The sequence below is a fragment of the Geminicoccaceae bacterium genome, assembly GCA_020638465.1.
Classification (GTDB): Bacteria; Pseudomonadota; Alphaproteobacteria; order Geminicoccales; family Geminicoccaceae; genus JAGREO01.
Window position 1 is genome coordinate 612,163 of record JACKIM010000002.1, and the last position, 17,723, is coordinate 629,885.

General features: G+C 60.1%; 14 protein-coding genes and 1 CRISPR repeat array. Of the genes, 9 read left to right on the top strand and 5 right to left on the bottom strand.

Annotation, left to right across the window (positions count from 1 at the left end; all coding sequences use genetic code 11):
- Positions 1-671: 671 nt before the first annotated feature.
- From H6851_13265 to cas2e, 9 genes are all read left to right on the top strand, one after another.
- Positions 672-1,133 carry a hypothetical protein gene (locus H6851_13265; protein ID MCB9944572.1) on the top strand — a complete coding sequence of 154 codons (462 nt, stop codon included), beginning with the start codon at positions 672-674 and terminating at the stop codon, positions 1,131-1,133.
- Positions 1,134-1,495: 362 nt separating this feature from the next.
- On the top strand, positions 1,496-4,075 hold the full coding sequence (cas3, locus tag H6851_13270; protein ID MCB9944573.1) for a CRISPR-associated helicase Cas3': 2,580 nt from the start codon (positions 1,496-1,498) through the stop codon (positions 4,073-4,075).
- Positions 4,072-5,619 (top strand): type I-E CRISPR-associated protein Cse1/CasA, encoded by a 1,548-nt coding sequence (gene casA, locus H6851_13275; GenBank protein MCB9944574.1) that lies wholly within the window; start codon positions 4,072-4,074, stop codon positions 5,617-5,619. Before cas3 ends, casA begins: the two co-directional genes overlap by 4 nt.
- Positions 5,620-5,665: 46 nt before the next feature.
- On the top strand, positions 5,666-6,136 hold the full coding sequence (locus H6851_13280) for a type I-E CRISPR-associated protein Cse2/CasB (GenBank protein MCB9944575.1): 471 nt from the start codon (positions 5,666-5,668) through the stop codon (positions 6,134-6,136).
- Positions 6,133-7,308 carry a type I-E CRISPR-associated protein Cas7/Cse4/CasC gene (cas7e, locus tag H6851_13285; protein ID MCB9944576.1) on the top strand — a complete coding sequence of 392 codons (1,176 nt, stop codon included), beginning with the start codon at positions 6,133-6,135 and terminating at the stop codon, positions 7,306-7,308. The genes H6851_13280 and cas7e overlap by 4 nt, the downstream gene beginning before the upstream one ends.
- Positions 7,308-8,018 carry a type I-E CRISPR-associated protein Cas5/CasD gene (gene cas5e, locus H6851_13290; protein ID MCB9944577.1) on the top strand — a complete coding sequence of 237 codons (711 nt, stop codon included), beginning with the start codon at positions 7,308-7,310 and terminating at the stop codon, positions 8,016-8,018. The genes cas7e and cas5e overlap by 1 nt, the downstream gene beginning before the upstream one ends.
- A complete protein-coding gene (locus H6851_13295; GenBank protein MCB9944578.1) occupies positions 8,015-8,800 on the top strand; it encodes a type I-E CRISPR-associated protein Cas6/Cse3/CasE in 786 nt (261 codons plus the stop codon). The genes cas5e and H6851_13295 overlap by 4 nt, the downstream gene beginning before the upstream one ends.
- A 4-nt stretch (positions 8,801-8,804) precedes the next feature.
- Positions 8,805-9,674 carry a type I-E CRISPR-associated endonuclease Cas1 gene (cas1e, locus tag H6851_13300; protein ID MCB9944579.1) on the top strand — a complete coding sequence of 290 codons (870 nt, stop codon included), beginning with the start codon at positions 8,805-8,807 and terminating at the stop codon, positions 9,672-9,674.
- Positions 9,671-9,970: a type I-E CRISPR-associated endoribonuclease Cas2 gene (gene cas2e, locus H6851_13305; protein ID MCB9944580.1), complete on the top strand. Its 300-nt coding sequence runs from the start codon at positions 9,671-9,673 to the stop codon at positions 9,968-9,970. The genes cas1e and cas2e overlap by 4 nt, the downstream gene beginning before the upstream one ends.
- Positions 9,971-10,029: 59 nt before the next feature.
- A CRISPR array of direct repeats spans positions 10,030-14,024; the repeat unit is 28 nt; unit sequence GGCTCCCCTGCGCACGCAGGGATGAACC.
- 154 nt (positions 14,025-14,178) lie between these two features.
- Here cas2e and H6851_13310 read toward each other — a convergent pair.
- The 5 genes from H6851_13310 to H6851_13330 all read right to left on the bottom strand — a co-directional run bounded on the left by H6851_13310 (position 14,179) and on the right by H6851_13330 (position 17,696).
- Positions 14,179-14,496 (bottom strand): type II toxin-antitoxin system RelE/ParE family toxin, encoded by a 318-nt coding sequence (locus H6851_13310; protein ID MCB9944581.1) that lies wholly within the window; start codon positions 14,494-14,496, stop codon positions 14,179-14,181.
- A gap of 4 nt (positions 14,497-14,500) precedes the next feature.
- Complete coding sequence (locus H6851_13315; protein ID MCB9944582.1) at positions 14,501-14,755, bottom strand: addiction module antitoxin; 255 nt, start codon at positions 14,753-14,755, stop codon at positions 14,501-14,503.
- Positions 14,756-15,062: 307 nt separating this feature from the next.
- On the bottom strand, positions 15,063-16,649 hold the full coding sequence (locus H6851_13320) for a DUF3987 domain-containing protein (protein ID MCB9944583.1): 1,587 nt from the start codon (positions 16,647-16,649) through the stop codon (positions 15,063-15,065).
- Positions 16,636-17,499: a toprim domain-containing protein gene (locus H6851_13325; protein MCB9944584.1), complete on the bottom strand. Its 864-nt coding sequence runs from the start codon at positions 17,497-17,499 to the stop codon at positions 16,636-16,638. Before H6851_13325 ends, H6851_13320 begins: the two co-directional genes overlap by 14 nt.
- Positions 17,496-17,696, bottom strand: a complete 201-nt coding sequence (locus H6851_13330; protein MCB9944585.1) for a helix-turn-helix domain-containing protein — start codon at positions 17,694-17,696, stop codon at positions 17,496-17,498. The genes H6851_13325 and H6851_13330 overlap by 4 nt, the downstream gene beginning before the upstream one ends.
- Between the last annotated feature and the right edge of the window lie 27 nt (positions 17,697-17,723).

The following is a 17,723-nucleotide window of genomic DNA, read 5'->3' on the forward strand; positions in this document are numbered from 1 at the left end:
TTGATTCAATTTTTCATCATCTTCTGTAGATCTATTTTATATCAATATTGCTCTACGGCGCGAGATTTTAATCGTTTATCGCGCCTTAATCTTGCCTTTGGCAAACCGTTGGATATTGACTATTCGCATCTTATAAAAAATGTAGATACTTTGATATTAAACAAAATAAAAAAAGATAGAAATCTAGAATGCAATAATAATAGATCGAAATATTCAGCAGAATCGTTACAATATTCTAGCAAAAGGTTTGCTTTTATAATCGCTGAAGATGCCCATTTTAACACATCAATATTTCAAAAATGCTTCTATCTATATGGGTGTGTGACTTTTGCTATCATATTAGTTCCTGTTAGTATTCTTCTTATCCTTATCCCATTCAATGATGTCGGGTTGGCTCAAATTTTTGTCGTATTTTTATCTGCTATTGTTGCGACTGACCTAGTGTCCGAGACGCTTGCTTGGTGTCAATCATCTCGAATGATGAGGGAAATAGATCGTGATATTTATAGTTTAGAGAATAATCGATGCGATTTTCTTGCAAATATATTTACAAAATTCTGTATAGCCGATTCCATGGTTCCTGTCGTACCTGATCCGATCTGGAATCGATATCGCGAACCCCTCAACGCTTCTTGGCAAAGAAAGTTCGCAAGTATGAAATTCGAATAACTATGAGGCAATATGAGGAGGTGGAGGGTTTTTTTGATAAAATACAATTGGAAATGGGGAATTGGGCAATCCTCGGTTCGTTTTCTCTATTTATGAGGGGTATTAAAATAAAACCAAATGATTTAGATATAATAGCAGATTTATCGGTAATGAAAAGATTAGAGGGTCAGCTTTTTGGAAGTGCATTTAATGGAAGTCCTGAGTTTGAAGAAACAGAGAATATTCGGTCGTATTTTTTTCGAGGAAATTGTGGGACTTTTCAAGTAGAAATATTTAGTGATATTGAAAATCAAATAAATAGAAAATGGTTAAATATTCATCTTGGATGGCAGGATAATGTAGAGTGGATTGTTTGGGAAAAGTTTTGTCTGCCTGTTGTCAGGGCTTCTTTTGAACTTGAGGTGCATCGAAAGCTTGGATATCACAAGAAGGCTGACGTATATCGTCAAGCGTGCATGACTTGAAAGAAAAACATCGTGGAATTATTGCAAGACATGATTTCGTGAAACACCCGGGCTGAAATCTGTTCAGCTGGAGCAGTATTCATCTGTTCGGTCACGACTTCGTTCCCTCGTCCGGTTCATGCAGGAATGATGGGCTCGCTGTTGACTGTCGTTCCTGTTCATAGTCGCAGAAACGGCGAGTGCCGTCACCGGGACTGTGGCGATTCTCCGGTTGACGGAAATGCCAAAGTGGATAGCCTTTACGTTGATCGGGTGGAGAAATGATTCGCAGATGAGTTGATGCAGGATACTCGCGCACTCCGGGCGTTCGGGAAGGCTGGCCGGTTCGTACGGCTATCCCGCGATCTGTTGTCAGCTGTACCGTGAAAGGTTGTCCCGGACCGGGAGATCTGTGGGGCAAGCTTGCGGGCGGTGATGCTGCCGAGCCGCAGTGGCATCCGCTCGTCGATCACAGTTTCGATGTGGCCTGTGTTCTCGCTGTCCTGCTCGACGTCCCGATCATTGAGAAAAGGCTCGCCCGTGCTGCTGGTTCAGCACCCCTGGGGCCGGTTCAAAAGCAGCGTCTCGCGTTTCTCGCCTTTCTGCACGATCTGGGTAAATGTTCCGCCGGGTTTCAGGCAAGGTGTCTGGATCATCCCGTACGTCCGGTGGGGCATCTCAGTGCGCTTCGGCCACTGCTGGATGACCGGCTGTTCGACAGGTTTGCAAAAGCGGTCGACCTGCCGGAACTTCAGCGTTGGGGTGGACGTGCGATTGGCGATTATCTCGAGGCTGTGTTCGCGCATCATGGCAAGATTCCGGAACTTCAGTTTCGTCCGGGTTCGGATGGCTATCTGGTCGAGAGCTGGCTTGCTGACAATGGGCTTCCGTTTGCGCAGCTGAAAGCATTGGCGGCGGCCGGGCGAGCGCAGTTTACGGGCGCTTTCGGGATCGAGGCTCCGGCATTGCCCGGCGCTCCGGCCTTTCAGCACCTTTTTGCCGGCCTGCTCATGCTCGCCGACTGGATCGGCTCCAACAGCGCATGGTTTCGGTTCTCCGAGACGGGCGATCCGCCGCGCCCGGCATTCGCGAAAGCTCGCGCCGAGACGGTATTGCGGGACATCGGTTTTCTCACGCCGCCGGTGCCGACGCCGCTTGTGGATTTCAGCCTCCAGTTTGCAGTCCCGTCCCCGAGGCCCGCGCAGGCCGCGATCGACGGGCTCGATCTGCCGGACGGTTCAGGCTCGGTCGTGCTGATCGAGAGCGAGACGGGATCGGGCAAGACCGAGGCAGCACTGCGTTGGGCCAGCCGTCTCATGGCAGCCGGCCGGGTCGATGGTTGCTACTTTGCGGTCCCGCTCCGTTCCGCTGCTGTCCAACTGCATGGGCGCATGCAGGAATGGCTGAACCGGACCTGGGGCGCGGGCACGGTCGAAGCGTTGCTCGCCGTGCCCGGATATTTCCGGATGGGTGAGGCCAAGGGCAAAAGCCTGCCGGATTTTCGCGTGCAGTGGAGCGATGACGAAACGGGAGATCGGTCGGGTGCGCGCTGGGCGGCCGAGCAGCCCAAGCGTTACATGGCGGCGGGTTTCGCGGTCGGCACCATCGATCAGGCGCTGATGGCAGCGCTGGCCGTCAAACATGCCCATCTTCGTGCGGCTTGCCTCGTTCGGCATCTGCTCGTCATCGACGAAGTGCATGCCAGCGACAGCTACATGACGGTTCTGAGCGAGCGGCTGATCGACCTGTTCCGGGCATGCGGCGGGCATGTGCTGTTGATGTCGGCGACGCTCGGTTCAGGCACACGGGAGCGTCTCGTGAACGGCATGCGTACGCCGCCGGCGGCGCATGAGGCGATGACCACGGCCTATCCGCGCATCACGCCGAACTACCGCGATCCGGTTGATATTCGCGAAACGATCGCGGAAAAGGCGGTGGCGATCGAGCCGCGGCCGCTGATGGACGATCCGGGTGCGGTGGCGGAGCTTGCGGCGGCGGCCGCCGCGGATGGTGCTCGTGTCATCGTCCTGCGCAACAGCGTGGCAACCGCGGTCGAGACGCAGGAACATATCGAGAGGCTCCTCGTGGCCGATCATCCTGCGCTGTTCCGGGTCGAAGGCATGGCGACGCTGCATCATGGCCGGTTCGCGGCCGAAGACAGGCGCTTGCTGGATCTTGCTGTCGAAGCGCGCTTCGGCAAGAGCGCGCCGGCGGGCGCGGCGTTGGTCGTATCGACCCAGACGCTCGAACAATCGCTCGATGTCGACGCCGATCTGCTCATTACCGATCTCGCTCCTGTCGATGTGCTGCTGCAGCGTATCGGGCGCCTGCACCGGCATGTTCGCGGCGATCGTCCGTCCGGTTTCGCGACGCCTCGATGCGTGGTTCTGGTGCCGGATGTCGAAAACCTGTCGGATTTTCTGCATCGGGGCCGGCACGGGATCGGTGCAAAAGGCGCCTACAGCAATATTGTTTCGGTCGAAGCCTCGAGACGGCTGGCTGCCGAAATGCCTGTTTGGCGCATACCGGCCGACAATCGCCGACTGGTCGAGCAGGGAACCCATCCCGGGATCCTGAGGAACCTGGCGGAAGAGCTCGGGCCTTCGTGGATGTCGAGCTGGCAGGATCATTTCGGGAGAAATCTCCAGCAAGGCCTCTTCGGCAAGGCAAACAGCATCGATTACAGCCTGAACTTTTCGAAGACGGTATGGCCGGATTCCGCCGAGAAGCTGGCAACGCGTCTCGGGCTTCGCGATCTCCTGCTTCCGCTCGACCGTCCCTTTACTTCCCCCTTCGGCAATCGGCTTACCCATCTCAGGGTGCCGCGCTGGATGGCACCCGATGATCTGCCGGAGGAGGAGGCGGTTCTGGAGGTTATCGGCGACGAGACCCTGAAGCTGGGCGACCAAACACTCGCATACGGGAGGCATGGGCTCTCTCGCGCAAAGGAACCGGATCGATGAATCTGCTGAGCGACCCTTTGCTACCATCGCTTTGCGGGGAAAGCGGCCCGCAGGTGACAGACCTCCCCGGCCTTTTCGCAAATTTTGCTCGCGACGATGTGCGGGAATTGCCGTTTCTGCGGCCGCACCAGCAGATGCCGTGGCATGCGTTCATGGTGCAGCTGGCGGCGCTCGCCCTGCATCGTTCGGGATCGCGCGATATTTCCGATGATCCGGACCATTGGCGCGAAATTCTGCGCGGGCTGACGCCCGAATGGCCCGATGACGAGCCCTGGCGTCTGGTCGTCGATGATCTGCACGAACCGGCGTTCATGCAGCCGCCCATACCGGCAGGAAGTGCCGATCCGTACAAATCGACCATTCAAACGCCCGACGATCTCGATGTGCTGGTGACGTCGAAGAACCACGGCGTGAAGCAGGCGACGGCCGAAAATGCCGATGCTTCCGCGTGGGTCGTTGCGCTGGTGTTGCTGCAGACCACAGGAGGTTTCCTCGGTTCGGGCAACTATGGTGTCGCCCGCATGAACGGAGGCTTTGCCACGCGGCCGCTCGTCGGCCTCGTTCCGCAAGGCGGTGCAGGTGCGCACTGGCGGCGGGATGTGGGCCTGCTGCTGGATAATCGCGAGGCGCAGCTGCGTGAATACGATGCTTTCGCCGAGCATGACGGCACAGCACTGCTCTGGTGCCGCCCTTGGGACGGCGAACGCCAGCTTGGATTGAACGAGCTCGATCCGTGGTTCATCGAGATCTGCCGCCGCGTCAGGCTGGGGCGAGCGGGAGAAGGGCGCATCGTCGCGAAGGCCGCTGGCAGCAAGGTCGCACGGATTGCGGCGAAGGAACTCAAAGGCAATGTCGGTGACCCGTGGATTCCGGTCAATCTGGCGAAGGAGGGAGCTGCATACAATCAGAAGCCGGCCTACCGGGTGATGAGTGCTGTGCTGTTCGAGGGGCGGGAATGGAAGCGGCCGTTTCTGCTCGAGTGGCACGAGAGTGTGGACAATGTGCCGATGACCGCGAGGTTCGATGTGCTCTCGCGCGGTCAGGGCACGACAGAAGGCCACCATCGTCGCGAAGTGCCGATCGCCGATGCCGACCAGTGGAAGACCCTCTTCGATCCGGCGCAGAAGGATCGCGCGGCGGAACTCGCCAGGGAGATGATCGACAATGCTCGAAGGCTCCAGAATCCGGTCCTGAAATTTCCACTCATGTCCCTTGTTCAGGGAGGCGAGCGCGATGTGAAGCTCGGCGACCAAACGGCGGAGGCTTGGGCGCGGCCCTGGCTCGAGCGGGCTGATTTGCGGATCGACGAGCATTTCTTCGACCATCTCTTCACGATTGTCGAGACTGGCTCACATGAACGCTGGGCGCGCTTCCTTCAAACCGTTGCGCGCGAGACTTTTGCTGACGCCGCACTTTCTCTGCCAATTGCCGGCATGCGCCGGATCAAGGCACTCGCGATTGCCGAAGACAAGCTCGAAAGCTTCTTTTACCGGAATTTCAAGGATTATTTTCCAACATCACAAAAGGAGAGTGCCGTTGCATGAGGAAACCGACCGATGGCGGAAGGCTGTGCATGGAATGGCTTTTCACATGGCGCGTGAAACATATCCGGCGGGCAGTCTCGCAGCGCTTCGCCGCCTCGATGTCGAGCAGCGTGACGCTGGTGCGTTCTGGTTCCTGCTTGAGGAACATGCACCGGATGCCTTCGGCAATCCTGCCGCCGAGCGTGCATTGGCCGTGACCGTGAACGGAATGGCCATCGCATTCCCGTTCCATGGAAGTGAAAACCGGCGTTCGCTCGGCACCGCACTCGCCGATTGCGCCGTGGCGGAAATGCGCCTCTTGCGTCTGCTTCGCAGCGATCGTGGAGATCTGCCCGGCGAGGTTCGGCGCCTTGCAAGGCTCATGGCGAGCAAGGGCGAAGACGGGTGTTTCAACTGGTACGGTATCTTCGCGTTGGCCTTCTATCGCGAGGGTGCCGGCAAGATCCGCCGCGACATTGCCAAAGACTATTACCGCCAGGAATTTCACAAGCAGAAAGCCGAGGAAAAAGCCGCATGAACGTTCCGAAGTTCATCCAGATCCACACCTTGCACAGCTATCCGGGCACGCTCCTCAATCGCGACGATGCCGGTCTTGCCAAGCGGCTTCCCTTCGGCGGCGTCGAACGGCTGCGAATCTCCTCGCAATGCCTCAAGCGGCACTGGCGCATGGCCGATGACGATCACGCGCTCGGGTTGATCGATCCGGCAATCGGCACCTCGACGCGTTCGCGCCGGACGTGGAAGGTGCTCATACGCGATCCGCTTGTTGCCGAGGGGCTCGATCCGCAAACGGTGGACACCATTCTGGCCGCCATGCAGGCGCTGTTTTACGGCCAGAGCAAGAAAGCGAAAGCAGCCAGGGGCAAGGAGGCGGAAATCAATCTCGAACGGGGGGAACTCGTCGTTCTCGGGCGGCCGGAGATCGACTATCTGACAAGTGAGGCGCGGCGTGTCGCGGGCGTTGCGGGCGGGGATGACAAGGCCATTCAAGACGAGCTCAAGCCGCTCAAGGCCAACTTCCACGCCTTGCGCGCCGGTGCGGGTATCGATGCCGCCATGTTCGGCCGCTTCGTTTCCGGCGACCGTGATGCCCGGGTGGACGCGGCGGTGCATGTCGCCCACGCCTTTACGGTCGACGAGCAGGCCTCCGAGCCCGACTATTTTACCGCTGTGGACGATCTGCAGGCCGAGGAGCAAGGCTCGGGTGCTGGGCACCTCAACACCGCCGATCTGACGTCGGGGGTCTATTACGGCTATGTGGTTGTCGATGTTCCGCTGCTCGTCTCCAATCTCGAAGGTTGCCGGCGCGCGGAATGGCTCGACGCGGATCGAACCCTCGCCGCGAAGACGGTGGAATCGCTCCTGCATCTGATCGCCAAGGTCACGCCTGGCGCGAAGAAGGGCTCGACCGCACCCTATGACTACGCCTCGCTGGTTCTGGTCGAGGCGGGTAACGAGCAGCCGCGGACGCTCGCCAATGCCTTCATCTCGCCCGTGCGTGGCTGTCCGCTTGACGCAAGGGCCGCTGACGCCATTTCTGGCCATATCCAGATTATCGACAAGATGTATGAAAGCAGCGCCAGGCGCTGGCTGTCGACCCGCCACGATGTGACCGCCGGACAGGCAGCGGCCGTCGGTTTCGGCCAGCTTGCGCGCGAGGTTGCCGCTGCGATCGCCGGAGATGGCTGATGCGCTGCCTCATTCTCGAACTTTGCGGCCCGCTGATGAGTTTCGGCGATACGGCCATCGACGAAATCTGCCCGACCCGGAGGCTGCCGGGCCGTTCGCTGCTTGCCGGCCTGATCGCCAATGCGCTCGGCTATGAGCACGGGGATGTCGATCTGCTGACGAGACTGCAGGAACGGCTGCGCTTCGCCGCGCGGCTGGATCGGGAGGGAAGGGGGATCGTCGACTTCCAGACCGCCGAGTTGAGCAAGCAGGATCCGATCTGGACGACGCGCGGCGTTCGCGGCGAGAGACATGGCGGCGGCGACACCTATAGCGGTCCGGCCCTCCGCTATCGGCATTATCGTGCCGACAGCAGGGTGATGGTGGCGCTCACGCTCGATCCGGCCGGGGAACAACCCGGCCTGCAGGCTGTCGCCGATGCGTTGCTCAGGCCCGAGCGCCCGCTGTTCCTTGGCCGCAAGGGATGTCCACCCGCCAGCCGGATCCTGTACGATACTGTCGATGCCGAATCGCTGGCGGCGGCGCTGGATCGTTTCGCGGGCGAAGGGCCGATCGAGACCGAGGACGACACCAACGAGCCTGCCGGCCGCTCGATCACGGTCACTGACCGCCGCGACTGGCGCCTCGGATTTCATGCCGGTTTCAGCAGGCGGCGGGAGATACGCCTGTCATCGCCGCCACAATCGCTTGCAGGTGAGGAGGGATCATGAGTCTGTATCTCGTTCGGATCCGGCCCGACGCCCGCGCACTCGCCCGCTTTGCCCACGATCAACGCCTGCCGGCCGCCGATCCGGGTTATCTCTGGCACCTCGCTCTTCGTCAGGCTTTCTCCAGCGATGCGCCGCAGCCCTTTCGGGTGTTCGAACCGGATCAGACAGGGGCTGCGGGACAAAATCAAAGCCTCCACATCCTGGGGTATTCGGCCGTCAGCGACGAGGTTCTCGCGGACAATCTCGCCCGGGCGAGCGAGCCTGTCCGTTCGATCTTCCCCCGTTCGGGGCTTGCCGCCAAGCGCCTGCCCGACAGCTTTTCGCCGGCGGGTATCTTCGGCTTTTCCGCCCGTGTCTGTCCGATCGTGCAGACCCGCAGCAGCGATGGCGGCCGATCGCGCGAACTCGATGCGTTCCTGCACGCCACTCTCGGCATCCCGGCGGATGAGAAGATCGACCGGGCCGATGTCTATCTGCGGTGGCTGGCCGAGCGGCTCGCGTCGGGTGGGGCGAGATTGATCGATGCAGGGCTTGTGCGTTTCCATCTTGCCGGGGTCACGCGCCGCCGGCATGCCTCCCCCCAAAGCCGAACCGGGACTGCAGACGGCCCGCCACGGCAGCTCATGGCGGGAAAACGCAAGGCCGCGCGCAGACCGGATGCGGTCATCGACGGTCGCCTCGAAGTGATCGAACCCGATGCGTTCATGAATCTTCTTGCAAGAGGTATCGGCCGGCATCGTGCTTTCGGTTACGGCCTATTGCTCTTGCGACGGACAAGGTGATCCCATGACACTGCCCGGTCGTCTCGGCCTCGAAACCGCCCGAATCCCACATGTCGACCGACACGGTCTGGTGTGGCTCGAACGCGGCAGGCTGTTCGTCGAGGATGGCACACTGCGCTTTGTGGGAGCGGCAAGCGAACATCTGGATGCGGGAGAATATGCCATTCCATTCCAGACAGTCTCGGCCGTTCTGCTCGGGCCCGGCGGATCGGTCAGTCACGATGCCCTTCGCCTTCTCGCCCGTCACGGAACCGCGTTGCTCGCCATCGGATCGGGCGGGACGCGCTTTTACACGGCCCAGCCCTTCGGCCCCGACGACAGCCGTCTGGCCCGGCGGCACGCGCGCATGTGGGCAGATCCCGACACGCGCATCGCCATGGCCCGGCGGATGTTCGTCTGGCGTTTCGATGAGGTGCTTCCGCATCAGGACGCGGATGTGCTCAGAGGAATCGAGGGTGCACGTATCAAGAAAGCCTATCAGCTCCTCGCCGAGCGTCACGGCATTCCATGGAAGGGCCGTCGATATGATCGTCAGAATCCGAATGCTGCCGACATTCCCAATCAGGCGATCAATCACGCCGTCACCTGCGTCGAGGCTGCTGCCTCCATTGCGGTTGCGGCAACCGCCACCATTCCGCAACTCGGATTCATCCACGAAGACAGCTCACGGGCATTCATCCTCGACATCACCGATCTCGTCCGCACGACCGTAACCGTGCCGGTCGCCTTTGCCACAGCGAGACGTTGCCTCGATGATCCTGCTCTCCTGCTGGAACGCGAGATACGCCGTGCTGCCAGCGAGGCGTTTCGCAAGGAGAAGCTGGTCGATACACTCATCGAGCGGATCAAGCAGCTCTTCGAGGAGGACAAATGATGGTCGTCATCGTTACAAGCAACGTCGCCGACCGCTTCCGTGGCTTCCTCGCTTCCTGTATGCTGGAGATCGCTCCGGGTGTTTACACGGCTCCCCGCATGTCGAGAGCCGTTCGTGAACGTGTCTGGACCGTACTTCGTGAGTGGTACGAACAGTTCGGTGGTAGCTCCATCGTCATGACTTGGCGCGATTCAGGCGAACCATGCGGACAAGGCATCGCCACACTCGGTCTGCCGGATCGAACATTCGCGGAACTTGATGGCGGCCTGGTTACAACTGTGACGTGTAAAATTTGATATTTATACGCGTCGATGCTCTTTGACATCGTAGACCATTCAGTGATTTAAGCCCCAGAGGCTCCCCTGCGCACGCAGGGATGAACCCTGGGGTGTTCTTCGGGCCGGCCTGAACGTCTAGGCTCCCCTGCGCACGCAGGGATGAACCCTTGTATTCGTCGGTGGCGAAGACGGCTTTGTCGGCTCCCCTGCGCACGCAGGGATGAACCCCGCGCGCCCGTTCTCGATCTGCAAACGAACACGGCTCCCCTGCGCACGCAGGGATGAACCCTTCAATATCTTCGCCTCACTGGCACAATTCGAGGCTCCCCTGCGCACGCAGGGATGAACCCCGCCCATCGCAACGATGGTGATTGCAGCGAGGGGCTCCCCTGCGCACGCAGGGATGAACCCCGTCAGGACGATTGAGAGTGCTACCGATGCAGGGCTCCCCTGCGCACGCAGGGATGAACCCAAACAGGTTGATTTCGCTAGATCAATGGCATCGGCTCCCCTGCGCACGCAGGGATGAACCCCTCGATTTTCATCAAAGGCCGCGCACGTGATAGGCTCCCCTGCGCACGCAGGGATGAACCCATAGGCAATGCAAGTACTTGCCATGGCCTGCAGGCTCCCCTGCGCACGCAGGGATGAACCCTTGTTTGTTTAAGGTATCGCTTGTTTTGGCATGGCTCCCCTGCGCACGCAGGGATGAACCCGTCGCGCATGCCACGGGGCTTGTCGGTACGGAGGCTCCCCTGCGCACGCAGGGATGAACCCCGTGACAGTATCCTCCCGAAACTCAATCCCGGGGCTCCCCTGCGCACGCAGGGATGAACCCGGGGCGTCGTCTGGTGACCGGATCGTCATCCAGGCTCCCCTGCGCACGCAGGGATGAACCCTCCCGAGCCGGGCGGATCTCATACATCCCCGGGGCTCCCCTGCGCACGCAGGGATGAACCCCAGCTTCCGGCGAACGCCGCGCCGTCCACTCGGGCTCCCCTGCGCACGCAGGGATGAACCCTACTCCCCGTCGCGTAGGGGATGCGTACCCCAGGCTCCCCTGCGCACGCAGGGATGAACCCCCTGCATCCTTCGTCGCACGAAAGAGGAGGTCGGCTCCCCTGCGCACGCAGGGATGAACCAATGGCCGGCTTGATGAGGCTGACCCGAGAACCGGCTCCCCTGCGCACGCAGGGATGAACCCAGTATCAAGTAGATCCGACACCCCCTGCTTCCGGCTCCCCTGCGCACGCAGGGATGAACCATTGTCGATGGGCGTGGTGACGGACAGCGAGCCAGGCTCCCCTGCGCACGCAGGGATGAACCCCCATACCGTCATACTCCGCAAACAGACTCATGGGCTCCCCTGCGCACGCAGGGATGAACCCGTTTCCGAGGTCATCCCACGGCCATTCGTCGTGGCTCCCCTGCGCACGCAGGGATGAACCCGCACGTTAAGGTTTTGTGACGATTAGCGAGTGGGCTCCCCTGCGCACGCAGGGATGAACCCCATAGATATCAAACCGGACCACAGCGCGGCGAGGCTCCCCTGCGCACGCAGGGATGAACCCCGATATCCGAAGGGCGCACACCTGAATCTGCGGGCTCCCCTGCGCACGCAGGGATGAACCTTGGAATGGACAATCGCGTTGAGGTAGATGGCCGGCTCCCCTGCGCACGCAGGGATGAACCTTTTCCAGTTTCCGCGTCGACCTGATCGACGACGGCTCCCCTGCGCACGCAGGGATGAACCCGGTGGCTCGGGTACACCATGGACAAGAGCAATGGCTCCCCTGCGCACGCAGGGATGAACCCGTCGGGACCGTCGGCACCAACGGGCACGAGGGGGCTCCCCTGCGCACGCAGGGATGAACCTTCCGAGCCGCCGGACGGCAGCCCGTTTGGCTCGGCTCCCCTGCGCACGCAGGGATGAACCCAGTCACCCCTCCATCTTCAATGATGTGGTGGTGGCTCCCCTGCGCACGCAGGGATGAACCTCACATCTGTAATTCTCTCGGTCGGGTAGCCCAGGCTCCCCTGCGCACGCAGGGATGAACCCCATCAGTAGAATTGGCCGCGTGGTTTCCTATCGGCTCCCCTGCGCACGCAGGGATGAACCCAATACCTTGCGCCGTGTATCCATATCGATGAAGGCTCCCCTGCGCACGCAGGGATGAACCCACTGAAGTCCGCCGCGCCGGGTGTGAAATTCTGGCTCCCCTGCGCACGCAGGGATGAACCTTCAGTCGCCGATCCGTCGACGACGATATCTGCGGCTCCCCTGCGCACGCAGGGATGAACCCGGTGATTGGTCAATCGCGCAGATTGCTGCTAAGGCTCCCCTGCGCACGCAGGGATGAACCCCAGACGCCGTCAGAGATAGTGAGAGTCTGCCCGGCTCCCCTGCGCACGCAGGGATGAACCCGACACTCGTCACCTATGTCGCTCCATCTCACTGGCTCCCCTGCGCACGCAGGGATGAACCCACTCCTGCCGGGTTGCTCTATTCCATGGGCTCGGCTCCCCTGCGCACGCAGGGATGAACCCCCATCGTCCACCGCCTTTTCTGAGCGGTGGTGGGCTCCCCTGCGCACGCAGGGATGAACCCTACGCCTGCCACATGCTGAATACTGACGAGCCGGCTCCCCTGCGCACGCAGGGATGAACCCCCGCCTGCGCTGAATTTGATCGATGACAGCGCGGCTCCCCTGCGCACGCAGGGATGAACCTCACACCGGAACAGTGACGCAGCTTAATGCCACGGCTCCCCTGCGCACGCAGGGATGAACCCGAGGGATGTCCTCCATCTTGCAGGCCTAGACTGGCTCCCCTGCGCACGCAGGGATGAACCCGCAAAGAGGCTCACCGGGTTTTACCCGCTGGCGGCTCCCCTGCGCACGCAGGGATGAACCCTGATCATTCGAGGCATGAACGACGCGGCTATCGGCTCCCCTGCGCACGCAGGGATGAACCCGTCATTCGGAACACAAAGAGCGAAACGCCGGCGGCTCCCCTGCGCACGCAGGGATGAACCTCAAGCACTGGGACAACGCGGCTGCGGCTACACGGCTCCCCTGCGCACGCAGGGATGAACCCGCGGCCAAGACGGTCGTGGAGACTGGGTACCCGGCTCCCCTGCGCACGCAGGGATGAACCCCGTCCGGGCCGAGACCCCAAGCCGCAAGGCAAGGCTCCCCTGCGCACGCAGGGATGAACCCCCAAAGCAGTCTGTGACGGTCCATACGCTTTCGGCTCCCCTGCGCACGCAGGGATGAACCCCCTGATGAATTCACTGGATTCGCCACCCGCTAGGCTCCCCTGCGCACGCAGGGATGAACCCACCATGTGGCAGATCCAGCGGAGCAACAAAGCGGCTCCCCTGCGCACGCAGGGATGAACCCTTATTCCCGCGATATCGGCGACGACGAGCAGGGGCTCCCCTGCGCACGCAGGGATGAACCTTGTCGAGGAGGTAAAAGAGCTGAAGCATCTGCGGCTCCCCTGCGCACGCAGGGATGAACCCACGTGATATGGCCGTCAGGTCGCGGTTGATCGGGCTCCCCTGCGCACGCAGGGATGAACCCACAAGGTCCACGGTCGACCCGACATAGCCATAGGCTCCCCTGCGCACGCAGGGATGAACCTGTTTATAAGGAGCGCAACGGGATCTATGGCTAGGCTCCCCTGCGCACGCAGGGATGAACCCGGGTGAAATTGTAGAGTGATCATGACGACACCGGCTCCCCTGCGCACGCAGGGATGAACCCCAGCCTTTTTTCTACTTTGGCAAGCTCAGACCGGCTCCCCTGCGCACGCAGGGATGAACCCCGAAACCCGACGTCGTGGAGATGGCTTTCGCCGGCTCCCCTGCGCACGCAGGGATGAACCCTCCAGCGCGAAGCGCGTCTTGGGGTCAAGGCGGGCTCCCCTGCGCACGCAAGGATGAACCCTCGTCGACGATGTCCTCGTCGTCATCGCCACCGGCTCCCCTGCGCACGCAGGGATGAACCCGTGTCAGCCATAGTTAAGCGGGAACGCGCGTAGGCTCCCCTGCGCACGCAGGGATGAGGTCATCAGGAGGTGGAACTTTCCATTGAGAACAAGCAACATCAAGGGAAGGAATACGGCTCATGCGAAGTTGACAAATAGCCCAGCATTGCATGGATGCGTTGAGATCAACGTGTATCAAGGCGTCATGGTAGCGCCCACCAGACGCAGCCTTTGTCTCACTCCAGCCCGAAATCCTCGCGGAAGCGGGGGATCTGGTGCATGCGTTCGTGGAGAATCGTGACGATGCCGATATCTCCGTTTGCAAGCCATCGCCAGTAGACGAAGTGCTTCTCGTAGCGAAAGAAATAGCCGTTGACACCGAATTCGGCCGGAATAGGTCTGGAGGTGACACCGCGGGACTCGATATTGTCAAAAGCTGCGAACAACCCGGTGATATATCGGTCGGCCTGAGCTGGTCCCCATCGACCCCGGGTGTAGCGGTAGATTTCGTCGAGGCGGAACGATGCCGCCTGCTGAATGCGAATGTTGGCCATCCGGTCAGGACCGGTTGCGGGCGATCACCTCAGCCGCGGTGAGGGGCTCATAGGACGAATCCGGTGCGGAGAAGGCATGCTCCAATTCGGTCTTCAGGCGGTCGAATGCCTGTGCCTCCATCCGCTCCTTGTCGCGGCGGATCAGATCGCGAATATACTCGCTGACATTTTCATAAGCGCCATTCTCCCCCACATTAGCAGCGACAAAGTCACTGAGCGTTCCGCTCAGGCGTACGGTCATGGTCGTGGTGCGGGACATGAAATGGCTCCAGAGAATTTTTGCGTATTCAATATAACCAAAAATGCACACATCGCAACGTTGCTTCCGGCTGCTTGCTCTGCAAACCGCGTCCTCACTTCGGGGAACAGGTCGGCGCCATCGTACAACACAGTCGAAAGGTCGGTCTTCTCGAACAACCACCGGACGAGTGCCCGCGCGATCAGTCTATTCCATTGATCCTGTTTGTTCTCAAGCAGGTATGAAACGTAGACCGATCCTGTGCCAAAAGTGCCAAATGGTGCCAAAAGATCCTTTTGGCACCATTTGGCACTTTTGGCACAGGGGATTATTCGGATTCGGCGCGACCGGAAACGCGCAGTTGCGCAATGATCCCTGGATTGACCTCGAACTCCTTCCGCGGCCGACCGCCGCTTGCGGTCGGCATTGTGCGCAGCCAGCCTGCCTCGACGAGCTCGGTTGCAGCAGCGTCGTAGCGCCGCGCTTCTTTGGTCATCAGTACGCGTTTCCTTCTGAGCGTGCGCAGATTGATGATCTCGATTGTCCCGGCGTGAGAGCAAATCCAACGTGCCAGGTAGCACGCGTCCTTTTCCTGTTCGGGAAGCGAGGCCTCTCCGAACGTTCGCTTTGCCATGGGAAGCAGTGAGGATTCAATCAGCGCGGCAGCGTCCTCGACGATTGATTTCCCGATCTCTGCCGGCTCTGGTGTATTCCATTCGTCGCCGACCCAGCGAAGAAATGCGAGAATGATCGCGACACGAAGCAAGTTTCCGGCCTGCTTTCCAAGCCAGGAAACCATCAGGCCACTTGTCCGTCCTTCCATGTCAGACCAATGTTGACGCCAGCGGACGACCGCATCAACCGCTGGTGGCGAAAGATGAAGGATTTTGTGTCGAGCAATGTCGTCCTTGCTTCCCACAGGTAACATCACGAGTTTTTCCATTGCTCTTATGGCGAGTTCAGCGTCCGGTGATCGGTCCGGCCGGATAGGATCGATCCGCTCGGGCCAGACATAGAGGAATCGCGAAGCAAGCCCGTCATCGCTGGTGGCAAGCAGCAACTCAGAAAGTCGCTCGGGCTGGATTCCGCCCACGACGCTGATGCCAAGGGATGGTACGATCACCGGCTCGTCGTCGCGCATGCGATCGACCACAAAGGATCGACCGCGATGCGCCTCAAGCCAGAACGCACGATCCCCTCCGTGACCACTATAGCGGTTCATGTTACCCAACCAGCCGGCAAGCTCATCACGACATTGCAGTAGAGCCCATCCGTTGCTTGCGGCCAGCCGTGCAGCCTTCTCGATTGTACAATCAATCAGGCGGATGCGATGGCGTGCAGGTGGGGTGGGAATGATGGCCTCCGAAGGTAGCAGTGGAGATTCTCTTCCCTGTTCGACGGCGGTTGTAACCGCCTTTTCCCATACTGCACGGGCAATTTCAGCCGCCTGTCGCTCGGTTGCGTATCTCCGCCGACGATCCTCGTAGTCGATGTTGAGCGACTGCTCCAGTTGCATCGCTATGTCCAGTACACGGTCGATGGCAGGACTTTTGTTGGTCGAAGGCAAGCCAACCAACGCTGTCCATATGATCGGAGCCTCTACCCAGCCGTCCCAGACCTGAACCCGCCGGGCATTTGCAAGGAGCGATCCCGCGAGAGCGAGCAATGGCATGGCGACGAATTCTACCGCCGCACCGGAGCAGATCGCGGAATCGATAAGAAATTGCGACCAGAAACGACCGAAGACATGAACCGGGAACTCGGGAGCAGACTCAAGGTTCGCCGACAGTACTGTCATATCCGGTTCTGGCCAGGAACAAGCTGGGGCTTCGCGGATTCCCTCACCAACCAATAGATTTATCCGGTCGACAGGAAGTCGGTCAGCGTCGGCACGGATGATGTCATTGGGGCTCATCAGACATACCCCTTCCATAGTGATCGTTGAGATCCATCCCGGATCGATCTGAAATCCAGCGACGGATTTCGCGGCCGGCAGCCTTCCATGAGTTCGAAACCTCGTCATAGGCCTTGTGGCCGGCATGATCGTTGTCGACAGCGACTGTGAGCGATTCTACACCCTTGAGAACGGGCATCACCGCCAGATTGCCGGCATCGATACAGGCCCAGACCGGAACAAAACCCAGGGCCACCGTGAGCGCCGTTTCGATACCTTCCGCGATTGCCAACCCCTCGGTCACGTTCTCTTCTGGCCAAAGGCGGATCACGCCTTGACGTTTCGGCAGTCCTTTGAACATCAACCGTGTCGGTTTGACTGGTGCTTTGCCGTTGCCGTCAGGAGCGAGCCAAGTGCGATGCAGCGTCATTGGCTCGCCGCTCACAGCATGCGTAACGCGCCCGACGAGAGCGGGACCGTACCAATCGGAAGGATGGAACAGGCGAGGGTGCCAGCGGAGATCCGAATCGTCAGGAGGAAGAATGCATCCTCTTGCCTGCAGATAGCGAGCGGCGATGCATTTCGGCCCTATCGGCAGGCTTTTGCGCCATATCTTGTCCATCCTTCGCTTTTGTCGTGATGGCTCGCTCAGAGGGTCATGGGACTTCGACTGACGGTAAGAAGTGAGTCCCCCTTTGTTGTCGCCGCGCGCGGCGCCGCGCATGCCGCAACGGTGGCAAAACCAGACGAAGCCGCCGCATCCCTTCGAGGTAATGGCCAGCGCCGTGTCGTAAGGTCCTTTGTTGCAAGCAGGACAGGCCGTGCGGATGGTCCGCAGCGGCCCGGTGATCACTTCAGTGCGAATCGTCATGACCGCACCTGCGGACGTACGGCCTGAAGCTGCTCCAGTTCTCGTAGCCAGGCCCGCAGGCTTTCGAGCCGTACCAGTCGGCGCTTGCCAAGCTTGATGGTTGGTACGTCACCTCGGGCAATCGCCTCATAAAAGGTCGAGCGACCAAGGCCTGCTCGTCGCGCGGCCTCCGCAACAGAGATAGCTTCAGGTTCCATGATCGTTTGCAGAAGTTCGTTTGTGGG